Genomic DNA, 17,672 nt, shown 5'->3' with positions numbered 1-17,672 from the left:
TGGATGTCGTCCGCTAAATATTATTCGCCAGCATCGCCACCGAGGGCGGCCAGCTTCTCTTCCAGGCTTTTGAGCCGCCTGTGCATGTCGTCCAATTGGCGGAACCTTGCTGCACTTTTACGCCATTCGCGATTGGGTTGGGCGGGCGTACCGGAGCTATAGACTCCAGGCTCGGTAATAGCCTTGGTAACCATAGACATACCGGTGATGGTGGTGCCATCGGCAATGCTCAAATGCCCGGCAATGGCACAGGCGCCGCCAATGATACAATATTTTCCCACTGTCACCGAGCCCGCAAAGACGGTTGTGCCCGCAACAGCGCTGCCGGTACCGATCACCACGTTGTGCGCGATCTGTACCTGGTTGTCGATAATGACGTTGTCTTCGATGATGGTGTCGTCAAGGGCGCCCCGGTCAATGGTGGTGCCTGCCCCTATTTCGACGCGGTTGCCAATGCGTACACCGCCGGTCTGGGGAATGGGCTCCCACTTGCCTTTGTCATTGGCATAGCCGAAACCGTCGGCGCCAATCACCACTCCTGCATGGACCTTGCACTCATCGCCCAGGGTAACGCCGTGATAAATGGCCACGTTGGACCAGATAATACACCGCGCACCAATACGGCTGTGTTTACCCACAAAACCGTTGGGGCCAATGGCGCTGCCGGCACCGATAAAGGCGTCGTCTTCGATAACGGTATTGGCACCGATGCTGACTCCGTCTTCAATGACGGCGCCAGGGCTAATTACGGCACTAGGATGAATGCCCTCGGCTGGAGCCGGGGTGCTGTCCAGCAGCTGCGCCACCTTGGCAAAGCCAAGATAGGGGTTCTTCATAACCAAAGCGGCGGACTTGCAAAAGGGCAAGTCCGCCTCGGATAGGATCACCGCCGACGCCTGGGTTTGCTCCAGATGCTTGCGGTATTTGCTGTTGGCCAGGAACGCGACCTGGCCTTGGCCTGCGCTTTCAAGGGTGGCAACCCGGGATACTTCCAGATTGCCGTCCCCAACTACCGTGGCGCCTACCAGCTCGGCCAATTTGGCCAGGCTATATGCCATGGATCACTTACCTTTGGAAACCTGAGCGATAACTTTGTCGGAGATGTCCACATCGTTGGAGATGTAGGCCACAGCGCCGCTTTGCAGTACGACGTCGTACTTGCCTTTGGCCACTTTGGTTACCGCGTCTTCGATGGAAGCGAGCAGCTTGTTGCGCTCTTCACCCTGGCGAGCACGCATGTCTTCGTCCAGCGCTTTACGCTTCAGTTTGTAATCGGCATCGAGCTGTTCCATCTTGCGGGACAGATCGGTTTTTTGGGTGTCGGTCATGATGGAAGCATCACGACGGGCTTGCTCCTGGATGCTCTGCATCTGGGTTTCAAGCTTGCGCACTTCTTCGATACGGTCGCTGAACTCTTTTTTCAGCTTGTCTTCAACCTGCTGACGCTGGGGCAGAGACTGGAAAATCTTGGCCATATCGATAACAGCAATGCGGGTTTCGGCAGAAGCCGGCGCTGCCACGGCAGCAGTCAGACCCATGGCCAGAACGGCACCAATCAATGACTTCTTCAAGGTTCTCTCCTTATTGTTCAGATACAAGCAACTGCTTGGCAGCACCCAGCACCACCTGAATCGCCTGGGCCTCGGTATTGGCCATCAAAGACTCATCGGGGATCTCTTGCTGGGTTCGGTTTACCACCACTCCCGCCACACAACCAGCTTTCAATCCTTGGCTGGCGCACATGGTCAGAAGCGTGGCCGACTCCATCTCATAGTTCAGCACGCCCATGGCTTGCCACTCCTTGAGTGAACCCTGGAAGCGCTGAACAACCCGGCCAGAAAAGGTGTCATACCGCTCCTGGCCGGGATAAAAGGTGTCGGACGACGCCGTCACCCCTACCACGGGCTTAACGCCCAAGGACCGAGCCGCATTAACCAGCGCCTCGGTACAATCGAAATTAGCCACCGCCGGGAATTCCAGCGGCGCAAAATGCTGGCTGGCACCATCGAGGCGCACCGAGCCGGTAGTCACGATAATGGACCCTACCGTAATCTCCGGCTGAATGGCACCGGTGGTACCAATGCGCAGAAAGGTGCGAACCCCCAGTTGCGCCAGCTCTTCCACGGCAATGGACGTAGAAGGGCCGCCGATACCGGTGGAGCACACCACCACGCTTTGCCCGGCTATTTTGCCACCCCACAGGGTAAACTCACGCTGAGCGGCGAGGAACCTGGGCTCCTCAAGGTACTTGGCAATACGCTCTACCCGGGCCGGGTCCCCTGGCACTATGGCCAGGGTTGCACCGTTAAGGTCGGCTTTGGTTACGCCAATATGAAACTGTCCCATAGCCTGCCTTAGAAGGTGGTGCCGATGTTGAATGAGAAGAACTCGGTGCTATCACCAGGCTGCTTTTTAATGGGGCGAGCAAAGCTGAACACCATGGGGCCCATGGGGGACAGCCACTGCAGGCTCAGACCATAAGAGGCGCGGTAGGCACCGGGGTCGCTGTAGTCGTAAAACTCGCGGCTACCGGACTGCAAGGCCAGATCCTTGTACTTGCTGTAGTCAAACTCGGTATCCCAGACGTTACCCACATCCACAAACACCGAGGTCCGCACCGAGTGCTTATAGGCCTCGTCGAGGAAGGGGGTCGGGGTGATCAGCTCAAAGGTCGCCACAGCCTTAGCATTACCGCCCAGCGAGCCGCTGACATAGATCTGGTCTTCCGAAGAAGGCAAGAAAGGAGTCGTGCTGGTGACATTACCATCAAGGCCGGTTTTACGGCGATAGATGGCTCGACCACCAACGGAGTTAGACTCGAAGCCCCGCAAGGTGCGGCTACCACCGGCGTAATAGTCTTCCCAGAATGGCAGCACGGTATCGTTTCCGTTGACCTTGCCATACCCCTGGCCATAGCCCAGATCCAGGCTGGTTGAGAATACCCAGTTTTGCTCGCGGTCCAGCGGGAAATAGTTGTTGGCATTGAAGCTCAACTTATAGAACTTCAGATCCGAGTTGGGGGTGGTGACTTCCACACCCAGGCTCTGGCTAGAGCCGGCGGTAGGGAAGGTCCCGCGGTTCAGAGTGCGGCGGTTCCAACCGGCAGTCAGCTCGTACTGGTCGTAATGGATACGGCCATCGAGAATATTCTGGTCGGAATAAACGTTGTAGAACTGCAGCGCCTGCTCGTAGGAACCGATGGAACTCAGCTTGGAGTTCTTATAACCGACACCGAAGGTCAGGCGGTTGTATTCGTTGACCGGGAAGCCCAGGTTAGTGTTAACCCCCCATGAGCTCTGGTCATAGGCTTCCAGATAAGCGCTACCGTAGTCGACTTTGGTGTAGTAAAGACGCCCGCCCAAGCTCACCGCATCGATGGTGAAATAAGGATCGAGGTAGCTCAGGCTGATTTGCTTCTGGTAACGGTTGGTGGAGCTGTTGATACCCACGGTCTTACCGGTACCCAGCCAGTTATTCTGGGTAATACCGGCCGTCAGTGACAAACCACCATAAGAACCGTAACCAATACCAGCATTCAAGGAGCCGGAGGGCTGCTCTTTCACCTTGAAGTTAACGTCAGCCTGATCGGGCTGATCGGTCAGTCGATCGGTAGTGTTATCAACGGTTTCAAAGTAACCGAGACGGTTCAGGCGGTCCTTTGACAGCTCAACCAAGCTGTTGGACAGCCAGGTGCCTTCCATCTGGCGCACTTCGCGGCGCAGTACTTCGTCAGACGTGGTTTCATTGCCTTCGAAGTTGACCCGATGCACGTAGATGCGGGCGCCCGGATCCACATTGATATTGAGGGTCACTTCCTTGGTCTTGGTATCCACTTCAGGATAAGTGGTGACCTTGGGATAAGCGTAACCAAACCGGCCCAGAAACTTGGCCAGCATGTCTTCGGTGAAGGTCACTTCGGCGCCGCTGTAGGTGGAGCCGGGCTTAATCGGCACCAACTTTTCCAACAGTTCTTTTTTGTCCAGCAGGTTACCGACCAGCTTGACCTCTTTGATCTTGTAAACGTCCCCTTCAGTGACGTTTACAGTGACATAAATACCGGTGCGATCGGGGCTCATGGACACCTGGGTGGAGTCCACGTTGAATTTGAGGTAGCCGCGGTCCAAGTAGTAGGACTTGAGGGTCTCCAAGTCCGACTCCAGCTTTTGCTTCTGGTAGCGTTTTTCGGAGAACACCTGCCACCAAGCGAGCTTGTCTTTCAGCTCAAACTGGTCCAGCAGCTCCTGGTTGGAGAACACCTTGTTACCAACGATGTTGATCTGCTGAATATCGGCCGCTTTACCTTCCTTGAAGATAAACTTCAGACCAACCCGGTTGCGAGGCAGTGCAGTGACCTGAGCCTTGACCGAAGCGTCGTACTTACCAACCGAGTAGTAAAAATCCACCAGACCTTTTTCAATCTGGGTAAGCATGGTGCGGTCAAGAGGCTCGCCGACTTTCACGTCGGAGTCTTCCAAACTCTGCTTAAGCTGTTCTTCCTTGATGTCCTTGTTACCACTGAACTCGATGGAGCTGATGGTGGGACGCTCTTTGACCTTGATCACCAAGGTATTGCCATCACGCAGCACTTCGATGTTTTCGAAATGGGTGGAGCTGTAGAGGGAGCGGATCAACTGGGCGACACGCGCCTGGTCGACTACGTCACCTTTTCTGACCGGAACATAAGTAAGGGCAGCAGACAACGCCACGCGCTGCAGGCCATCAATACGAATATCGTTAACTTTAAAGGCATCCATCGCCTGGCTGGGCACAGAAACGGCCGCCAGTACGGAGGCGCACAGCAATGATTGCACGGCTCTCATTGATTTTATTTATCCGTCCTTGCCCCGCTATAACCTTGCGAGGTCGTTAAATATGGCAATACCCATCAGCATCAACAGCAAGGCCGCACCTATCCGAAAACCCACTTCCTGGGCTTTCTCCGACAGGGGCTTTTTGCGCACTGCTTCAAGGAAGAAGAACATCAAATGTCCTCCATCCAGAACAGGTAAAGGCAGCAAGTTAATGATGCCCAGATTAACACTGATAAGCCCTAAAAACTGAAGAAAATGTGCGAAGCCGATCTCGGCTGAAATGCCCGCCCCCTGCGCTATGGCTACCGGGCCGGACAGATTCGTCAGTGACAATTCTCCGGTTATCAATTTGACCAGGGTCGACACTGTCAGGCTGACCATCTGCCAGGCTGATTTTGCCCCCTCAGCCATGGCGTCCACAGGGCCAAAACGCAGTTTGGTCAGCAAGCCCTCGGGCCACTTGGGCGCCTTGGGATAAAGGCCGACATAACCTTGGCCATCTCGCTCATCTGGGACCACGGTGATAGCCATTCGTTCACCGTCTCGTTCAATATCGAATACTAATGCTTTACCCGGGCCTTGTTGAACCGCCTTGGAAAAGGCTTCCCAGTCCACATCTCCCTGCCCTTCAAGGGCTACGATACGGTCACCAGGCTTGAGCCCGGCCTTGGCGGCCGCGCCCCCTGGCACCAGCTTATCCACCACCACCTGGAAGCGGGGGCTAAAGGCCTTGATGCCGAGGCTTTGCAGGCTGCTTTGCTTGTCTGGGTCAAAGTGCCACTGGCGGGTATCGAGGGTCAGCTGGCGGCTGATGCCGCGCTTATCGGCCACGGTCAGGTCAATGGCCTTGTCGCCAATATGGGCCACAAAGGCCAGGTTAACCTCGTCCCAGCTACGGGTCTGCTGGCCGCCAACGGCTGTTATCTCGCCGCCTACCGGCAACCGGGCCTCGGCGGCAATAGAGCCGGGCAGCACATCGCCAATCACCGGCTTGATGGCCGGCAGACCCACCATCCACATCAGCCAGTACACCAAAATGGCGAACAGGATATTGGCGGCAGGGCCAGCAGCCACAATGGCCGTGCGGGCTTTAAGGGATTTATTGTTAAAAGCCAAGTGCCGCTCTTCGGGCGCCACTTCGGCCACCCGCTCGTCGAGCATTTTGACGTAACCGCCCAAGGGAATGGCAGCGACTACGTATTCCACACCGTCACTTGCCACTTTTTTCCACAGTGCCGGGCCAAAACCGATGGAAAACCGCTCCACCTTGACGCCACAGCGCCGAGCCACCCAGAAGTGGCCAAACTCATGGATGGTCACCAAGATGCCAAGGGCAAGGATGAAGAAAAACAGGTTCCACAGCAGGGTCAGCATGGCAGGAGCGATCTCAGGTAAAGGCGGCTTTCATGGTCCAGAGCCAGAATACCGGCTAAGTCGCTGGCTGTCTCGCCGGCAAAGCGGCCAAGGGCCTGCTCAACGGTTTTGGCGATGCCGGTAAAGGGCAACTGCCCGGCCAAAAAGGCCGCCACCGCCACTTCGTTGGCGGCGTTCAAGACCGTGGTTGCACCCTGCCCGGCCCGGCAAGCGTCCATGGCCAGATAGAGGCAGGGATAGCGGGCGGCATCGGGGCAGTCAAAGCTGAATTGGCCCAGGCTGAAAAAATCCAGCGGCGCTACCCCGGCGTCGATGCGCTGCGGGTAAGCCATGGCATGGGCGATAGGGGTGCGCATGTCAGGGTTACCCATTTGGGCCAGCACCGAGCCATCGCTGTAACGCACCATGGAATGGATGATACTTTGCGGGTGCAGCACCACCTGAATGTCATCGATGGCGCAATCGAACAGCCAGCGCGCTTCGATAAACTCCAGGCCCTTATTCATCATGGTGGCGGAATCCACCGAAATTTTCTGGCCCATGGACCAGTTGGGGTGGGCAACGGCCTCGGCCGGGGTAATGGCAGCAAAGCTCGCCAGTTCGCGGGTGCGAAAGGGGCCGCCGGAGCCGGTCAAAAGGATTTGCGTCACCCCGTGCTGGCCATAGCCTTCCCCTTTCTGGCAGGCATAAGGCAGGGATTGGAAGATGGCGTTGTGTTCAGAATCGATGGGCAGCAGCTCGGCGCCGTGTTCCTTGACCGCCGCCATAAAAAGCTCGCCGGACATCACCAGCGCTTCTTTGTTGGCCAGCAGTACCCTTTTGCCAGCCTTGACCGCCGCTAAAGTCGGCAGCAGCCCCGCCGCGCCGACTATGGCCGCCATCACCTGGCGCGCCTCAGGGTGCGCCGCTACTTCGCAAAGGGCATCTGCGCCGGTCAGCAGTTCGGTGTTGGCGCCGGCAGCCTTTAGCTCGCCAGCAAGCCAGGCCGCTTTGGCGTCGTCTACCAGCACCGCCTGGCTTGGCTTAAATTGCAGGCAAAGGGCCAGCAGCTTCTCGGCATTGGAGTGGGCAGAAAGCGCCACCACCCGGTATTTATCCGGATGCCGGGCCACCACATCCAGGGTCGAGTCGCCAATGGAGCCGGTGGCGCCCAGTACAACGATGCCTTGCATCAAACCCCCATGGCCAGCATCACCAGTACAAACACCGGCACCGCGGCGGTGATGGAGTCGATACGGTCAAGAATGCCGCCGTGGCCCGGCAGGATGGAGCCCGAGTCCTTGATACCGGCTTCGCGCTTGAACATGGACTCGCTCAAGTCCCCGAGGATAGAGGCCAATACCGTCAGCAGGCTGGCCACCACCATGGCGCTTGGCGAGATGGTCACCGGGCGCAGGTAAACAAAGATGGCGCAAATAACCATGGCCAGAGCCAGGCCGCCCATGGCGCCTTCGATGGACTTATTGGGGCTAACCCGAGGGGAGAGTTTGTTCTTGCCAAAGGCGCGGCCGGCAAAATAGGCGCCGGTGTCGGCAGCCCACACCAGCAGCAGTACAAACAGGATGGCCCAGGCACCCAGCAGCGGGTCGGTGTCGTGGCGCCAATCACGCAGCACCATCAGCCCGGTCCAGGTGGGCAGCAAAGTCAGGGCGCCAAAGAGGATGCGCCAGCGTTTGTTTTGCTGCCAAAAACGTTTGGGCTCAGGGTATTGGGTGATAAGCACCGCCGCCACCGTCCACCAGAACCCGGCCAGCAGCACCATCAGGCTGTAAAAGCCGGCCGGTTGGCCAAAGGCCCAAACACTGGAAACCGGCACCACGTATTGCACCAGGGCCAGTACGGCAAAGGCGATAAGGGCCAGCAGCACTTGATAAAAGCGGCCCTTAAGGCCTGCCAGCGGCGCCCATTCCCAGGCACCCAGCGCCACCAGCACGGCGGCAACCCAGCCAAAGGCATTGATAGGCAACCAAAAAATCACCAACAGAGCCAACGGCAGCAAGAGTAAAGCGGTCAAGATCCTTTGCTTTAGCAAAATCGTTATCCTTATTTTGAATCGTTCATCCAGGCCCTGACCTGGGCGCCGGTGTAGCCAAAACGGCGTTCCCGGCTCAAAAAGACGGCCACTGCCTCTGAAAACGCCTGCTCCCCAAAGTCAGGCCAGAGGGTGTCGGTAAAGTACAGCTCAGCATAGGCCAGCTGCCAAAGCAGGAAATTGGAAATGCGATGGTCACCACCGGTGCGGATCATCAAATCCACCGGCGGCTGCTCGCTTAGGCTCAGCTGCTGGGCAAATAACGACTCAGTGATGTCGCTGCTTTGCAGCTCGCCTCTGGCCACCTGCTCGGCCAGCTGCTGGGCGGCGTGGGTAATATCCCAACAGCCGCCGTAATTGGCCGCTACATTCAGCACCAAACCGGTGTTGCCGGCGGTAAGCGCCTGGGCTTCGCCGATTTTCTTTTTCAGGCGTTCTGAGAAGGCGCTGCAATCGCCGATGATATTGAGCTTGATGTTGTTCTTATGGAGCTTTTTCACTTCCCGGCCCAACACCAGCAAGAACAGCTCCATCAGGAAATTGACTTCTTCTTCGGGGCGCCGCCAGTTCTCGGAGGAAAAGGCAAACAGGGTCAAGGACTCAACCCCCAGGCGGGTGGCGCAGCGCACCGTTTCCCGGACCGCTTCTACACCCTGTTTGTGGCCCATGATCCTGGCCTTGCCACGGCTTTGAGCCCAACGCCCGTTGCCATCCATGATGATGGCGATATGGCGGGGACTGACCTTGCCGACTACTGCTTCGGTGGCGGGACTCTGGGTCATTGATGGGTTACCTTGGTTCCTAAATAAACAAACGCCGCACAGCAGGGCCATGCGGCGTCAAAACCTTACCCGATCAGGCCTTAGAATTCCATTAACTCGGTTTCTTTAGCGGCCAGGACTTCATCGACCTGCTTCACAAAAGCGTCAGTCAATTTCTGGATGTCTTCCTGGGCACGACGGTCGTCGTCCTCGGAGATCTCCTTGTCTTTGAGCAGGGATTTGATGTCGCTGTTGGCATCGCGGCGCACGTTGCGGATGGCAACACGGCCGTTTTCGGCTTCGGCCCGTACCAGCTTGACCAGATCCTTGCGGCGCTCTTCGGTGAGCGGCGGCAGCGGGATGCGGATGGTGGTGCCGGCAGAAGACGGGTTCAGGCCCAGATCGGACATCATGATGGCCTTTTCAATGGCCTGGATCATGTTGCGGTCAAACACCGTTACCGCCAGGGTGCGGGCGTCTTCAGCGGTGATGTTGGCAACCTGCTTGAGGGGCGTGGCCGAGCCGTAGTAATCGACACGGATGGTGTCCAGCAGGCTCGGGTGGGCCCGGCCGGTGCGCACCTTGGCCATCTGGCTCTTGGTCGCTTCCAGCGTTTTTTCCATACGCTCTTTGGCGTCGGCTTTAATCTCGTTGATCACGGATTGACGTCCTCTTCTTATCAGGCCTGGTGGCTAATCAGGGTGCCTTCCGGCTCGCCCATGGCCACGGCTTTCAGGGCCCCAGGTTTGTTCATGTTAAATACGCGGATCGGCATGCTGTGATCGCGAGCCAGGGTGAAGGCAGCAAGGTCCATCACTTTCAGTTCCTGGTCCAGCACTTGCGCGTAGGTCAACTTATCATACTTCACTGCGTCAGGATGTTTTACCGGGTCGGCAGAATATACGCCATCGACCTTGGTGGCTTTAAGCACGCAGTCAGCTTCGATTTCAATACCGCGCAGACAGGCAGCGGAATCGGTGGTGAAGAAGGGATTGCCGGTACCGGCAGAGAAGATCACCACTTTGCCGTCGCGCAGCATACCGATGGCATCGGCCCAGTTGTAGCTGTCGCAGACCCCTTTGAGGTCAATGGCGCTCATCAGCTTGGCATTCACATAAGCACGGTGCAGGGCGTCGCGCATGGCCAGGCCGTTCATCACGGTGGCCAGCATACCCATGTGGTCACCCACGACCCGGTTCATACCGGCCCGTGCCAGGCCTTCGCCACGGAACAGGTTGCCGCCGCCAATCACCAGGCCCACTTGGACGCCCAGTTCAATCAGCTCTTTGATTTCGGTGGCCATACGGTCAAGAACTTTCGGGTCGATGCCGAAACCTTCTTCTCCCATCAGGGCTTCACCGGAGAGTTTCAGCAGGATGCGGCGGTATTGGGGCTTGGAACTGGTGCTCATGATCCTTTCTCACCTTGCAGACACAAATCGACCGCGGCACTGAGCCACGGCCCGGATAAAAAGGAGGCCGGCAAGCCGGCCTCTGTACTTCTTACTGCTTGGCAGCTGCGGCAGCCGCAGCGGCGGCAGCTTGCTGGGCCACTTCGGTAGCGAAGTCGACCACTTCTTTCTCGATACCTTCACCCACTTCGAAACGTACGAAGCTGTTGGCGTCGGCGCCGGCGGCCTTGAGCAGGTCACCTACGGACACGGAAGGATCTTTAACGAAAGGCTGACCGGTCAGAGAGATCTCACCGGTGAATTTCTTCATGCGGCCTTCAACCATCTTCTCGGCGATTTCTTGGGGCTTGCCGGATTGAACAGCGATATCGATTTGGATTTCGCGCTCTTTGGCAACCACTTCAGCAGACACGTCTTCAGGCTTGACGAACTCAGGCTTGGAAGCAGCCACGTGCATGGCCACGTCTTTGGCCAGCTCTTCGCTGCCGCCGGTCAGGCTAACCACAACGCCGATACGGCTGCCGTGGTTGTACACGCCCAAGTTAGCACCTTCAACGATGGTCACACGACGGAAGCTCATGTTCTCACCGATTTTGGCGATCAGGTTCAGGCGGGTGGTGTCCAGAGTCTCACCGTTAACTTCGGTGTTACCCAGAGTTTCGATGTCGGTGATGCTGTTGGCCAGGGCGGCATCGGCAGCGGCTTTGGCCAGCGCCAGGAAGGAAGCGTCCTTGGCGACGAAGTCGGTTTCGCAGTTCACTTCCAGGATGGCAGCTTTGGTGCCTTCAGAAGCGATAACGATGGTGCCTTCAGCGGCGATACGGCCGGCTTTCTTGGCAGCCTTGGCCTGACCGTTTTTGCGCATCAGCTCGATGGCGGCTTCGATGTCACCGTTGGTCTCGGTCAGGGCTTTTTTACAATCCATCATGCCCGCAGCGGTGCGGTCACGCAGTTCTTTTACCAGGGCAGCAGTAATTGCCATGTGAAATTCCTCGGTTTTACTTGCCAAAAAACAGGGGCCTTTGGGGCCCCTGTCAACCAATCAATCCTCGATGGTCAATCAAGGGTGAGACCGATGCCTTACTCGGCAGCCTCTACGAACTCGCTTTCAGCAATAGGAGCGGCGCCTTTGGCATCGTTCACAGTTGCAGCCACGGCACCAACGTACAGTTGGATGGCGCGGATGGCGTCGTCGTTGCCGGGAACCACATAGTCAACACCGTCCGGGTTGGAGTTGGTATCAACGATGGACACAACCGGGATACCCAGGTTGTTGGCTTCCTTGATGGCGATGTGCTCGTGGTCGGCGTCGATCACGAACAGCACGTCAGGCAGGCCGCCCATGTCTTTGATACCGCCCAGAGACTTCTCAAGCTTTTCCATTTCGCGGGTCAGATCCAGCGCTTCTTTCTTGGTCAGCTTTTCGAAGGTGCCGTCTTGAGACTGGGTTTCCAGGTCTTTCAGACGCTTGATGGACTGACGAACGGTTTTCCAGTTGGTCAGCATACCGCCAAGCCAGCGGTGGTTTACGTAGTATTGACCACAGCTGTTGGCCGCTTCTTTAACGGCTTCGCTGGCGGCGCGCTTGGTGCCTACAAACAGGATTTTGCCTTTCTTACCGGCCACGGAGGACAGGTAGTTCAGGGCATCATGGAACATCGGCAGAGTTTGCTCGAGGTTGATGATGTGCACTTTGTTACGGGCGCCGAAGATGAAAGGCTTCATCTTGGGGTTCCAGAAACGGGTTTGGTGACCGAAGTGAACACCGGCTTGCAGCATGTCGCGCATAGAAACTTTGGACATTTTTTGTCTCCAAAATTGGGGTTAGGCCTCCACGTATCCCATGCATCCGACCCTTGCGGGCACCCCGGCGCATGTGCCGATACGTGTGTGGGTTTAGGTTTGCGGCAATCGGTTTGTAAATTGCCGGCGCGCTTTATACCATAAAGCCCTGACTGAAACCAAGACAGAGCGTGCTTTTTGCGCCCAAAAGAGTAGTTGAATGACTGTCAAAATCAAAACCGCTGATGAAATTGCCAAGATGCGCGTTGCCGGTAAACTGGCGGCCGAGGTGCTGGATATGCTGGCGCCCCACGTCAAACCGGGGGTAAGCACCGAGCAATTGGACCGCCTGGCCCACGATTACATTGTCAATGAACAACAGGCCATTCCGGCGCCGCTCAACTACCACGGGTTTCCCAAGTCCATTTGTACCTCGGTCAACCATGTGGTGTGCCACGGCATTCCCGACGAGGAAAAAATCCTCAAAGACGGCGACATCATCAACATCGACGTGACCGTCATCAAAGACGGCTACCACGGCGACACCTCTAAGATGTTTATCGTCGGCAAACCCAGTATCCAGGGTGAACGTGTCAGTCGTGTGGCAAGAGAAGCGCTGTTAATTGGCATCAAGATGGTCAAACCCGGGGTGCAGCTCGGTGACATTGGCGCCGCCATCCAACAGCACGTGGAAGCGCATAACTACTCAGTGGTACGGGATTACTGCGGCCACGGCATCGGCAGCGAATTCCACGAAGAGCCCCAGGTACTGCACTATGGCAAGCCCGGCACTGGCCCGGCGCTGCAAGCTGGCATGTGCCTGACTATTGAACCCATGGTCAATGTGGGTAAATATCACTGCAAAGTGCTTAAAGATGATTGGACCGTGGTCACCAAGGACCGCAGCCTGTCGGCACAGTGGGAACATACTTTGCTGGTAACCGACAACGGTGTCGAAGTCCTGACCTTAAGGGACGAAGAGACCGACCTGCCGCGCGTTATCGAGCATTGATTGCCAAGCCCCTTGAATGGGGCTTTTTTATAGACGGAAGAACAGAATGAATGCCGCCCTGGCCCTTCGCGAACGCCTAAAAGCCCATATCGACAGCCTCAAGACCCGGCAAAGCCCCGACGCCGACATCATCGCCCTCATCCACGAGCGCGCCGCCGTAATGGACAGGCTGTTGGTGGAGCGCTGGCAAGCCTTGGGCCTGGATAACAAACGCCTAGCGCTGATCGCGGTGGGCGGCTACGGCCGCGGCGAGCTGCACCCCTATTCCGACGTCGATTTGCTGGTGTTGTCCGAAAAGGAACTGAGCCCCCCGGAGCAGGAGGCCATCAGCCAGTTCATCACCGAGCTTTGGGATGCCCGCCTGGAAGTGGGCCACGCCGCCCGCACCCTGGAAGATTGCCTGGAAAAGGCCAAAGACGACATCACCATCGCCACCAACCTGTTGGAAGCGCGGCTACTTTGTGGCTCGCAATCCCTGTTCGATGCCTTGAAACGGGGCATGTCGCCGGCCCATTGCTGGCCGGTGGCGGAGTTTTTCAAAGCCAAGGTCGACGAGCAAATCGCTCGCCACGCCCGTTACGACTCCACCGCCTACAACCTCGAGCCCAACCTCAAAGGTAACCCCGGGGCGCTTAGGGACATCCAAACCGTGGTGTGGGTGCTGCTGCGCCACCTCAACCGCCAGGACTTATCCACCCTCGCCGAACACGGCTGGCTGGAACAGGGCGAGCTGGACGAGTTGATAGCCTGCCGCGATTTACTGTGGCGGGTGCGTTTTGCCCTGCACCTGGTGGCCGGGCGCAGTGAAGATAGATTGCTGTTTGACCTGCAACCGGAAGTGGCGCGGCGCCTGGGCTTTGAAGGGGACAACCGCCAGGCCGTGGAAGCCATGATGCAGCAGGTCTACCAGACCCTGACCCGGGTCACCGAGCTCAACTCCATTTTGCTCGAGGTGCTGGCCGAGGAGCTAAGCCCAGAGCCGCATCCGCCGAGCCGGCGCCTGGACGACCTCTTTGAAGCTCGCGGCAACCTGCTGGTGTGCAGCGCCCCGGAAAAACTCGCTGAGCGCCCTCACTTTTTGCTGGATTTGTTTTTGCACCTGGCCCGGGACTCCAACCTCAGCGGCATTGCCGCCGGTACCTTGCGGGCGCTGCGGGCCGCCCGGCGCGAGCTGACCGCCCCCCTTTGTGAAGACCACCTCTGCCGCGAACGCTTTATGAGCCTTATCCGCCACCCGCGTGGCATGGGCCGGCCCTTTAAGCTGATGCACCGCCACGGCATCATGGCCGCCTACCTGCCGGCCTGGGGCAATATCGTTGGGCAGATGCAGTTCGATTTGTTCCACGCCTTTACCGTCGATGAGCACACCTACAAGGTGGTGCGTAACACCTACCATTTCTCGCTGCCGGACCGTGCCACGGAGTTCCCTCTGGCAAGCCTTCTGGTGCGCCAAATGCGTAAGCCGGAGCTGTTGTATCTGGCGGCGCTCTTTCACGACATCGCCAAGGGCCGGGGCGGCGATCACTCCGAGCTCGGCGCCGCCGACGCCCTCGCCTTTGGCCAGCTCCATGGCCTGTCGGATATCGAGACCCGGCTGGTGGCCTGGCTGGTGGAGCATCACCTGGTGATGTCGGTGACCGCCCAGCGCCGGGATATCTCTGACCCAGAGGTCATCCGCCAGTTTGCCGCTCTAGTGCGCGACGAAGTGCACCTTAATTATCTTTACTGCCTAACCGTTGCCGATATCCGCGCCACCAACGACAAACTCTGGAATGACTGGAAGGGGTCATTGCTGCGCGAGCTTTATTTTGCCGCCCAAAAGGCGCTGCGCCGCGGCCTTGAAAAGCCCATCGACATCCGCCCGGCCATCCGCGAAGCCAAAGAGCAAAGCGCCCGGCTGCTGGCCAAAAGGGCCATCACCCCGGCCAGCCTCAAAGAGCTGTGGCGCCGGTTCAGGGCCGATTACTTCCTGCGCCACACCCCCGAACAAATCGCCTGGCACAGTGAGGCCATTCTCAAGCACCAGCACCGTGACGGACCGCTGGTAAAACTCTCCAAACACACCACCCGGGGCGGCACCGAGCTTTTTGTCTATACCCGCGACCGGGCCTACCTCTTTGCCACCATCGCCAGCATTCTCGACGGTAAAAACCTGTCGATTTTCGACGCCCAGGTCATGACCAGCAAAGACGGCTGGGCCCTCGACTCCCTGGTGATAGTGGAGCGTGACGGCAGCCCGGTAGAAAGCCCCTCAAGGGTGCAGGGTACCCGCCGCGCCATCGAAAAGGCCCTGCTGCAAAACCAAAAGCCGGAGACCTCCCGCCGGCCCCTGCCTCGCCAGCTAAAACCCTTTACCGTGGCAACGGACGTCACCTTCCTGCCGTCGAGCCGCAAACAAACCTTGATGGAGCTGGTGGCCTTGGACAGGCCCGGTTTGCTGGCTCAGGTGGGGCAAATTTTTGCTGGCTGCAACGTGTCCCTTAAAGCGGCCAAGATCACCACCATCGGCGAGCGGGCCGAGGACTTTTTTATCCTCACTACCGGCGACGGCGACGCCCTGACCGGGGACGAACAGCAACAATTGCGCGACGCACTGGTCGGCGCCTTGGCGCCAAGCCAGGGATAATCAAACCCCAGCCGCCCCTTGGCCCTTGCAGGCCGGGCCGGTGGCTGGCATCTTTGCAAACCCGGCGCCGCCTTGGCGCCCCGTTTTATCGGCCCTGGCCGACACCAAGCACAATCACAGGAGACACTTTCATGAGCGGTAATCACTTTAGCCTGGGCCTGGGGATCGGCACCCGCAGTGCGGCCGGTGACTGGTTGGAAGTGTTCTACAGCAAACCGGTGCTGGCCCCGAGCGCGGCCCTTGTCGAGGCCCTGGCCGCAGCCATGGGCTATCAAGGCGGCAACGAGGCGATTGCCCTTTCTGCCGACCAGCTTGAGGCGGTAACGGCCGCTTTTGCCAAGGCTGGCGACAGCGAGCAGCAAGGCATTTGCGCCGCCCTCAAAGGCACCGCCCAGCCGCTGGTACTGTGCATCCTCGCAAACGACACCCAGCCAAGCTCCACCCCCGAGGTGTATTTGAAGCTGCAGCTGTTGTCCCAGCGCCTGGTCAAACCCCATGACATCAACCTCACCGGCATGTTTGGCCTGCTGCCCAACGTAGCCTGGACCAACGAGGGCGCCATTGCCCTTAGCGAGCTGCCGATGCGCCAGCTCAAGGCCCGGGCCGAAGGGCGGGTACTGGACGTGCAATCGGTAGACAAATTCCCGAAAATGACCAACTACGTGGTGCCGGCCGGCATCCGTATCGGCGACGCCTCGCGGGTACGCCTGGGCGCGCATTTGGCCGAAGGCACCACCATCATGCACGAGGGTTTTGTTAACTTTAACGCCGGCACCCTCGGCACCAGCATGGTCGAAGGCCGCATCTCGGCTGGGGTAGTAGTGGGCAATGGCTCGGATCTGGGCGGCGGCTGCTCCACCATGGGCACCCTGTCCGGCGGCAACAACGTTGTTATTTCAGTGGGCGAAGGTTGCCTTATCGGCGCCAACGCTGGCCTTGGCATTCCTCTTGGCGACCGCTGCACCGTGGAAGCCGGCCTTTATGTGACCGGCGGCTCCAAAGTGGTGGTGCTGGATGAAAACGGCCAGGAAGTGGAAACCGTCAAAGCCGGTGCCCTGGCTGGCAAGCCGGACTTACTGTTCCGCCGCAACTCGCAAAATGGCCGCATCGAAGTGAAGACCAATAAGTCCGCCATCGAGCTCAACGCCGAGCTGCACTCACACAACTGAGCCCCCGCTCGCCGACAAAAGCCGCCCTCGGGCGGCTTTTGTCAAAAAATTGACGCACCATGCATCCAAATGCCCCCAGCCGCCGTTTGATACCTGCAGGCAGTTGTTTAGCTGTTGTCTGAGCCCTGTTAATCAAGAGGATAAACTCATGTTTAAACCGACATTGGCTTGTATCGCTACCGCACTGACAATCGCCTCAGCCAGCGCCATTGCTGGGCACACCAATAACGTGCTGACCACCGACCTGTATGGCACAGAACAAGTGAGTAACGGCATGAGCCAGCGTATCGCCGGGGACCCCAACGGCCGAGGCGAAGCCTACGTCTTTGGTATCGACGGCGATCCGCAGACGCTTTGTTATGTGCTGACGGTGGAGAAAATCCAACTGGTGCCGGTTGGTGCCGGAATGGCGGCTCACATCCACGAAGGCCCCAGAGGAACGAATGGCCCAGTGGTGGCTGTTTTAGCAGGCCCTGAGGACGGCAACGCCGCAGACTGCCTGAGCGAGTATGAAGACGGCAAGTTCCCTAGCGCTGAGGCAGGTATCGTGCAGCGTATTTTGGAAAACCCCGAGCAGTTCTACATCAACGTCCACAACCCGCAATACCCCAATGGCGCCATCCGCGGCCAACTGCGTTATCAAGACCCAAGAGATGTGCTTTAAGTAAAAAGGCAGCCCGAGGGCTGCCTTTTT

16 protein-coding genes are annotated in these 17,672 nt (G+C 58.1%); 4 read left to right on the top strand and 12 right to left on the bottom strand.

All coding sequences use genetic code 11. The features are described 5' to 3' along the window. Positions 1-20: 20 nt before the first annotated feature. The 12 genes from lpxD to rpsB all read right to left on the bottom strand — a co-directional run bounded on the left by lpxD (position 21) and on the right by rpsB (position 12,192). Positions 21-1,058, bottom strand: coding sequence for a UDP-3-O-(3-hydroxymyristoyl)glucosamine N-acyltransferase (gene lpxD / locus AC22G1_RS05840; RefSeq protein ID WP_487315933.1), 1,038 nt, complete (start codon positions 1,056-1,058; stop codon positions 21-23). 3 nt (positions 1,059-1,061) lie between these two features. Then, the gene (locus AC22G1_RS05835; protein WP_123420973.1) at positions 1,062-1,571 is read right to left on the bottom strand and encodes an OmpH/Skp family outer membrane protein; all 510 of its coding nucleotides are present in this window, start codon (positions 1,569-1,571) and stop codon (positions 1,062-1,064) included. 10 nt (positions 1,572-1,581) lie between these two features. Next, positions 1,582-2,346, bottom strand: a complete 765-nt coding sequence (udp, locus tag AC22G1_RS05830) for a uridine phosphorylase (RefSeq protein WP_487315932.1) — start codon at positions 2,344-2,346, stop codon at positions 1,582-1,584. Between the two features lie 8 nt (positions 2,347-2,354). Then, positions 2,355-4,820, bottom strand: a complete 2,466-nt coding sequence (bamA, locus tag AC22G1_RS05825) for an outer membrane protein assembly factor BamA (RefSeq protein WP_487315931.1) — start codon at positions 4,818-4,820, stop codon at positions 2,355-2,357. 27 nt (positions 4,821-4,847) lie between these two features. Then, positions 4,848-6,185, bottom strand: a complete 1,338-nt coding sequence (gene rseP / locus AC22G1_RS05820) for a sigma E protease regulator RseP (RefSeq protein WP_487315930.1) — start codon at positions 6,183-6,185, stop codon at positions 4,848-4,850. After that, a complete protein-coding gene (gene ispC, locus AC22G1_RS05815) occupies positions 6,179-7,357 on the bottom strand; it encodes a 1-deoxy-D-xylulose-5-phosphate reductoisomerase (RefSeq protein WP_487315929.1) in 1,179 nt (392 codons plus the stop codon). The genes rseP and ispC overlap by 7 nt, the downstream gene beginning before the upstream one ends. Beyond that, a complete protein-coding gene (locus AC22G1_RS05810; RefSeq protein ID WP_244946549.1) occupies positions 7,357-8,199 on the bottom strand; it encodes a phosphatidate cytidylyltransferase in 843 nt (280 codons plus the stop codon). The genes ispC and AC22G1_RS05810 overlap by 1 nt, the downstream gene beginning before the upstream one ends. Before the next feature lie 29 nt (positions 8,200-8,228). Then, positions 8,229-8,999 (bottom strand): polyprenyl diphosphate synthase, encoded by a 771-nt coding sequence (uppS, locus tag AC22G1_RS05805; protein ID WP_050657424.1) that lies wholly within the window; start codon positions 8,997-8,999, stop codon positions 8,229-8,231. Positions 9,000-9,079: 80 nt separating this feature from the next. Then, the gene (gene frr / locus AC22G1_RS05800) at positions 9,080-9,637 is read right to left on the bottom strand and encodes a ribosome recycling factor (RefSeq protein WP_487315928.1); all 558 of its coding nucleotides are present in this window, start codon (positions 9,635-9,637) and stop codon (positions 9,080-9,082) included. Between the two features lie 20 nt (positions 9,638-9,657). After that, positions 9,658-10,389: a UMP kinase gene (pyrH, locus tag AC22G1_RS05795; RefSeq protein WP_050657422.1), complete on the bottom strand. Its 732-nt coding sequence runs from the start codon at positions 10,387-10,389 to the stop codon at positions 9,658-9,660. Positions 10,390-10,480: 91 nt separating this feature from the next. Continuing rightward, positions 10,481-11,371 (bottom strand): translation elongation factor Ts, encoded by an 891-nt coding sequence (tsf, locus tag AC22G1_RS05790; RefSeq protein ID WP_050657421.1) that lies wholly within the window; start codon positions 11,369-11,371, stop codon positions 10,481-10,483. Between the two features lie 98 nt (positions 11,372-11,469). Further along, the gene (gene rpsB, locus AC22G1_RS05785) at positions 11,470-12,192 is read right to left on the bottom strand and encodes a 30S ribosomal protein S2 (RefSeq protein WP_487315927.1); all 723 of its coding nucleotides are present in this window, start codon (positions 12,190-12,192) and stop codon (positions 11,470-11,472) included. A 199-nt stretch (positions 12,193-12,391) separates the two neighbouring features. On the opposite strand from rpsB, the gene map reads away from it, so the two are divergent. The 4 genes from map to AC22G1_RS05765 all read left to right on the top strand — a co-directional run bounded on the left by map (position 12,392) and on the right by AC22G1_RS05765 (position 17,642). Then, the gene (map, locus tag AC22G1_RS05780; protein WP_487315926.1) at positions 12,392-13,183 is read left to right on the top strand and encodes a type I methionyl aminopeptidase; all 792 of its coding nucleotides are present in this window, start codon (positions 12,392-12,394) and stop codon (positions 13,181-13,183) included. 46 nt (positions 13,184-13,229) lie between these two features. Next, positions 13,230-15,809 (top strand): [protein-PII] uridylyltransferase, encoded by a 2,580-nt coding sequence (gene glnD / locus AC22G1_RS05775; RefSeq protein WP_487315925.1) that lies wholly within the window; start codon positions 13,230-13,232, stop codon positions 15,807-15,809. A 131-nt stretch (positions 15,810-15,940) separates the two neighbouring features. Beyond that, positions 15,941-16,978 (top strand): 2,3,4,5-tetrahydropyridine-2,6-dicarboxylate N-succinyltransferase, encoded by a 1,038-nt coding sequence (gene dapD, locus AC22G1_RS05770; RefSeq protein WP_487315924.1) that lies wholly within the window; start codon positions 15,941-15,943, stop codon positions 16,976-16,978. Positions 16,979-17,126: 148 nt separating this feature from the next. Then, on the top strand, positions 17,127-17,642 hold the full coding sequence (locus tag AC22G1_RS05765; protein WP_487315923.1) for a CHRD domain-containing protein: 516 nt from the start codon (positions 17,127-17,129) through the stop codon (positions 17,640-17,642). Positions 17,643-17,672: the final 30 nt, after the last annotated feature.

It is taken from the genome of Gallaecimonas zhanjiangensis (genome assembly GCF_057624825.1).
This window is presented reverse-complemented; position numbering and strand designations above follow the sequence as displayed.

Coding starts and splice junctions, on each gene's coding strand:
- pyrH (WP_050657422.1), bottom strand. CDS start 10,389: ATGAGCACCAGTTCCAAGCCCCAATACCGCCGCATCCTGCTGAAACTC.
- ispC (WP_487315929.1), bottom strand. CDS start 7,357: ATGCAAGGCATCGTTGTACTGGGCGCCACCGGCTCCATTGGCGACTCG.
- uppS (WP_050657424.1), bottom strand. CDS start 8,999: ATGACCCAGAGTCCCGCCACCGAAGCAGTAGTCGGCAAGGTCAGTCCC.
- glnD (WP_487315925.1), top strand. CDS start 13,230: ATGAATGCCGCCCTGGCCCTTCGCGAACGCCTAAAAGCCCATATCGAC.
- rseP (WP_487315930.1), bottom strand. CDS start 6,185: ATGCTGACCCTGCTGTGGAACCTGTTTTTCTTCATCCTTGCCCTTGGC.
- bamA (WP_487315931.1), bottom strand. CDS start 4,820: ATGAGAGCCGTGCAATCATTGCTGTGCGCCTCCGTACTGGCGGCCGTT.
- AC22G1_RS05765 (WP_487315923.1), top strand. CDS start 17,127: ATGTTTAAACCGACATTGGCTTGTATCGCTACCGCACTGACAATCGCC.
- map (WP_487315926.1), top strand. CDS start 12,392: ATGACTGTCAAAATCAAAACCGCTGATGAAATTGCCAAGATGCGCGTT.
- lpxD (WP_487315933.1), bottom strand. CDS start 1,058: ATGGCATATAGCCTGGCCAAATTGGCCGAGCTGGTAGGCGCCACGGTA.
- tsf (WP_050657421.1), bottom strand. CDS start 11,371: ATGGCAATTACTGCTGCCCTGGTAAAAGAACTGCGTGACCGCACCGCT.
- dapD (WP_487315924.1), top strand. CDS start 15,941: ATGAGCGGTAATCACTTTAGCCTGGGCCTGGGGATCGGCACCCGCAGT.
- udp (WP_487315932.1), bottom strand. CDS start 2,346: ATGGGACAGTTTCATATTGGCGTAACCAAAGCCGACCTTAACGGTGCA.
- rpsB (WP_487315927.1), bottom strand. CDS start 12,192: ATGTCCAAAGTTTCTATGCGCGACATGCTGCAAGCCGGTGTTCACTTC.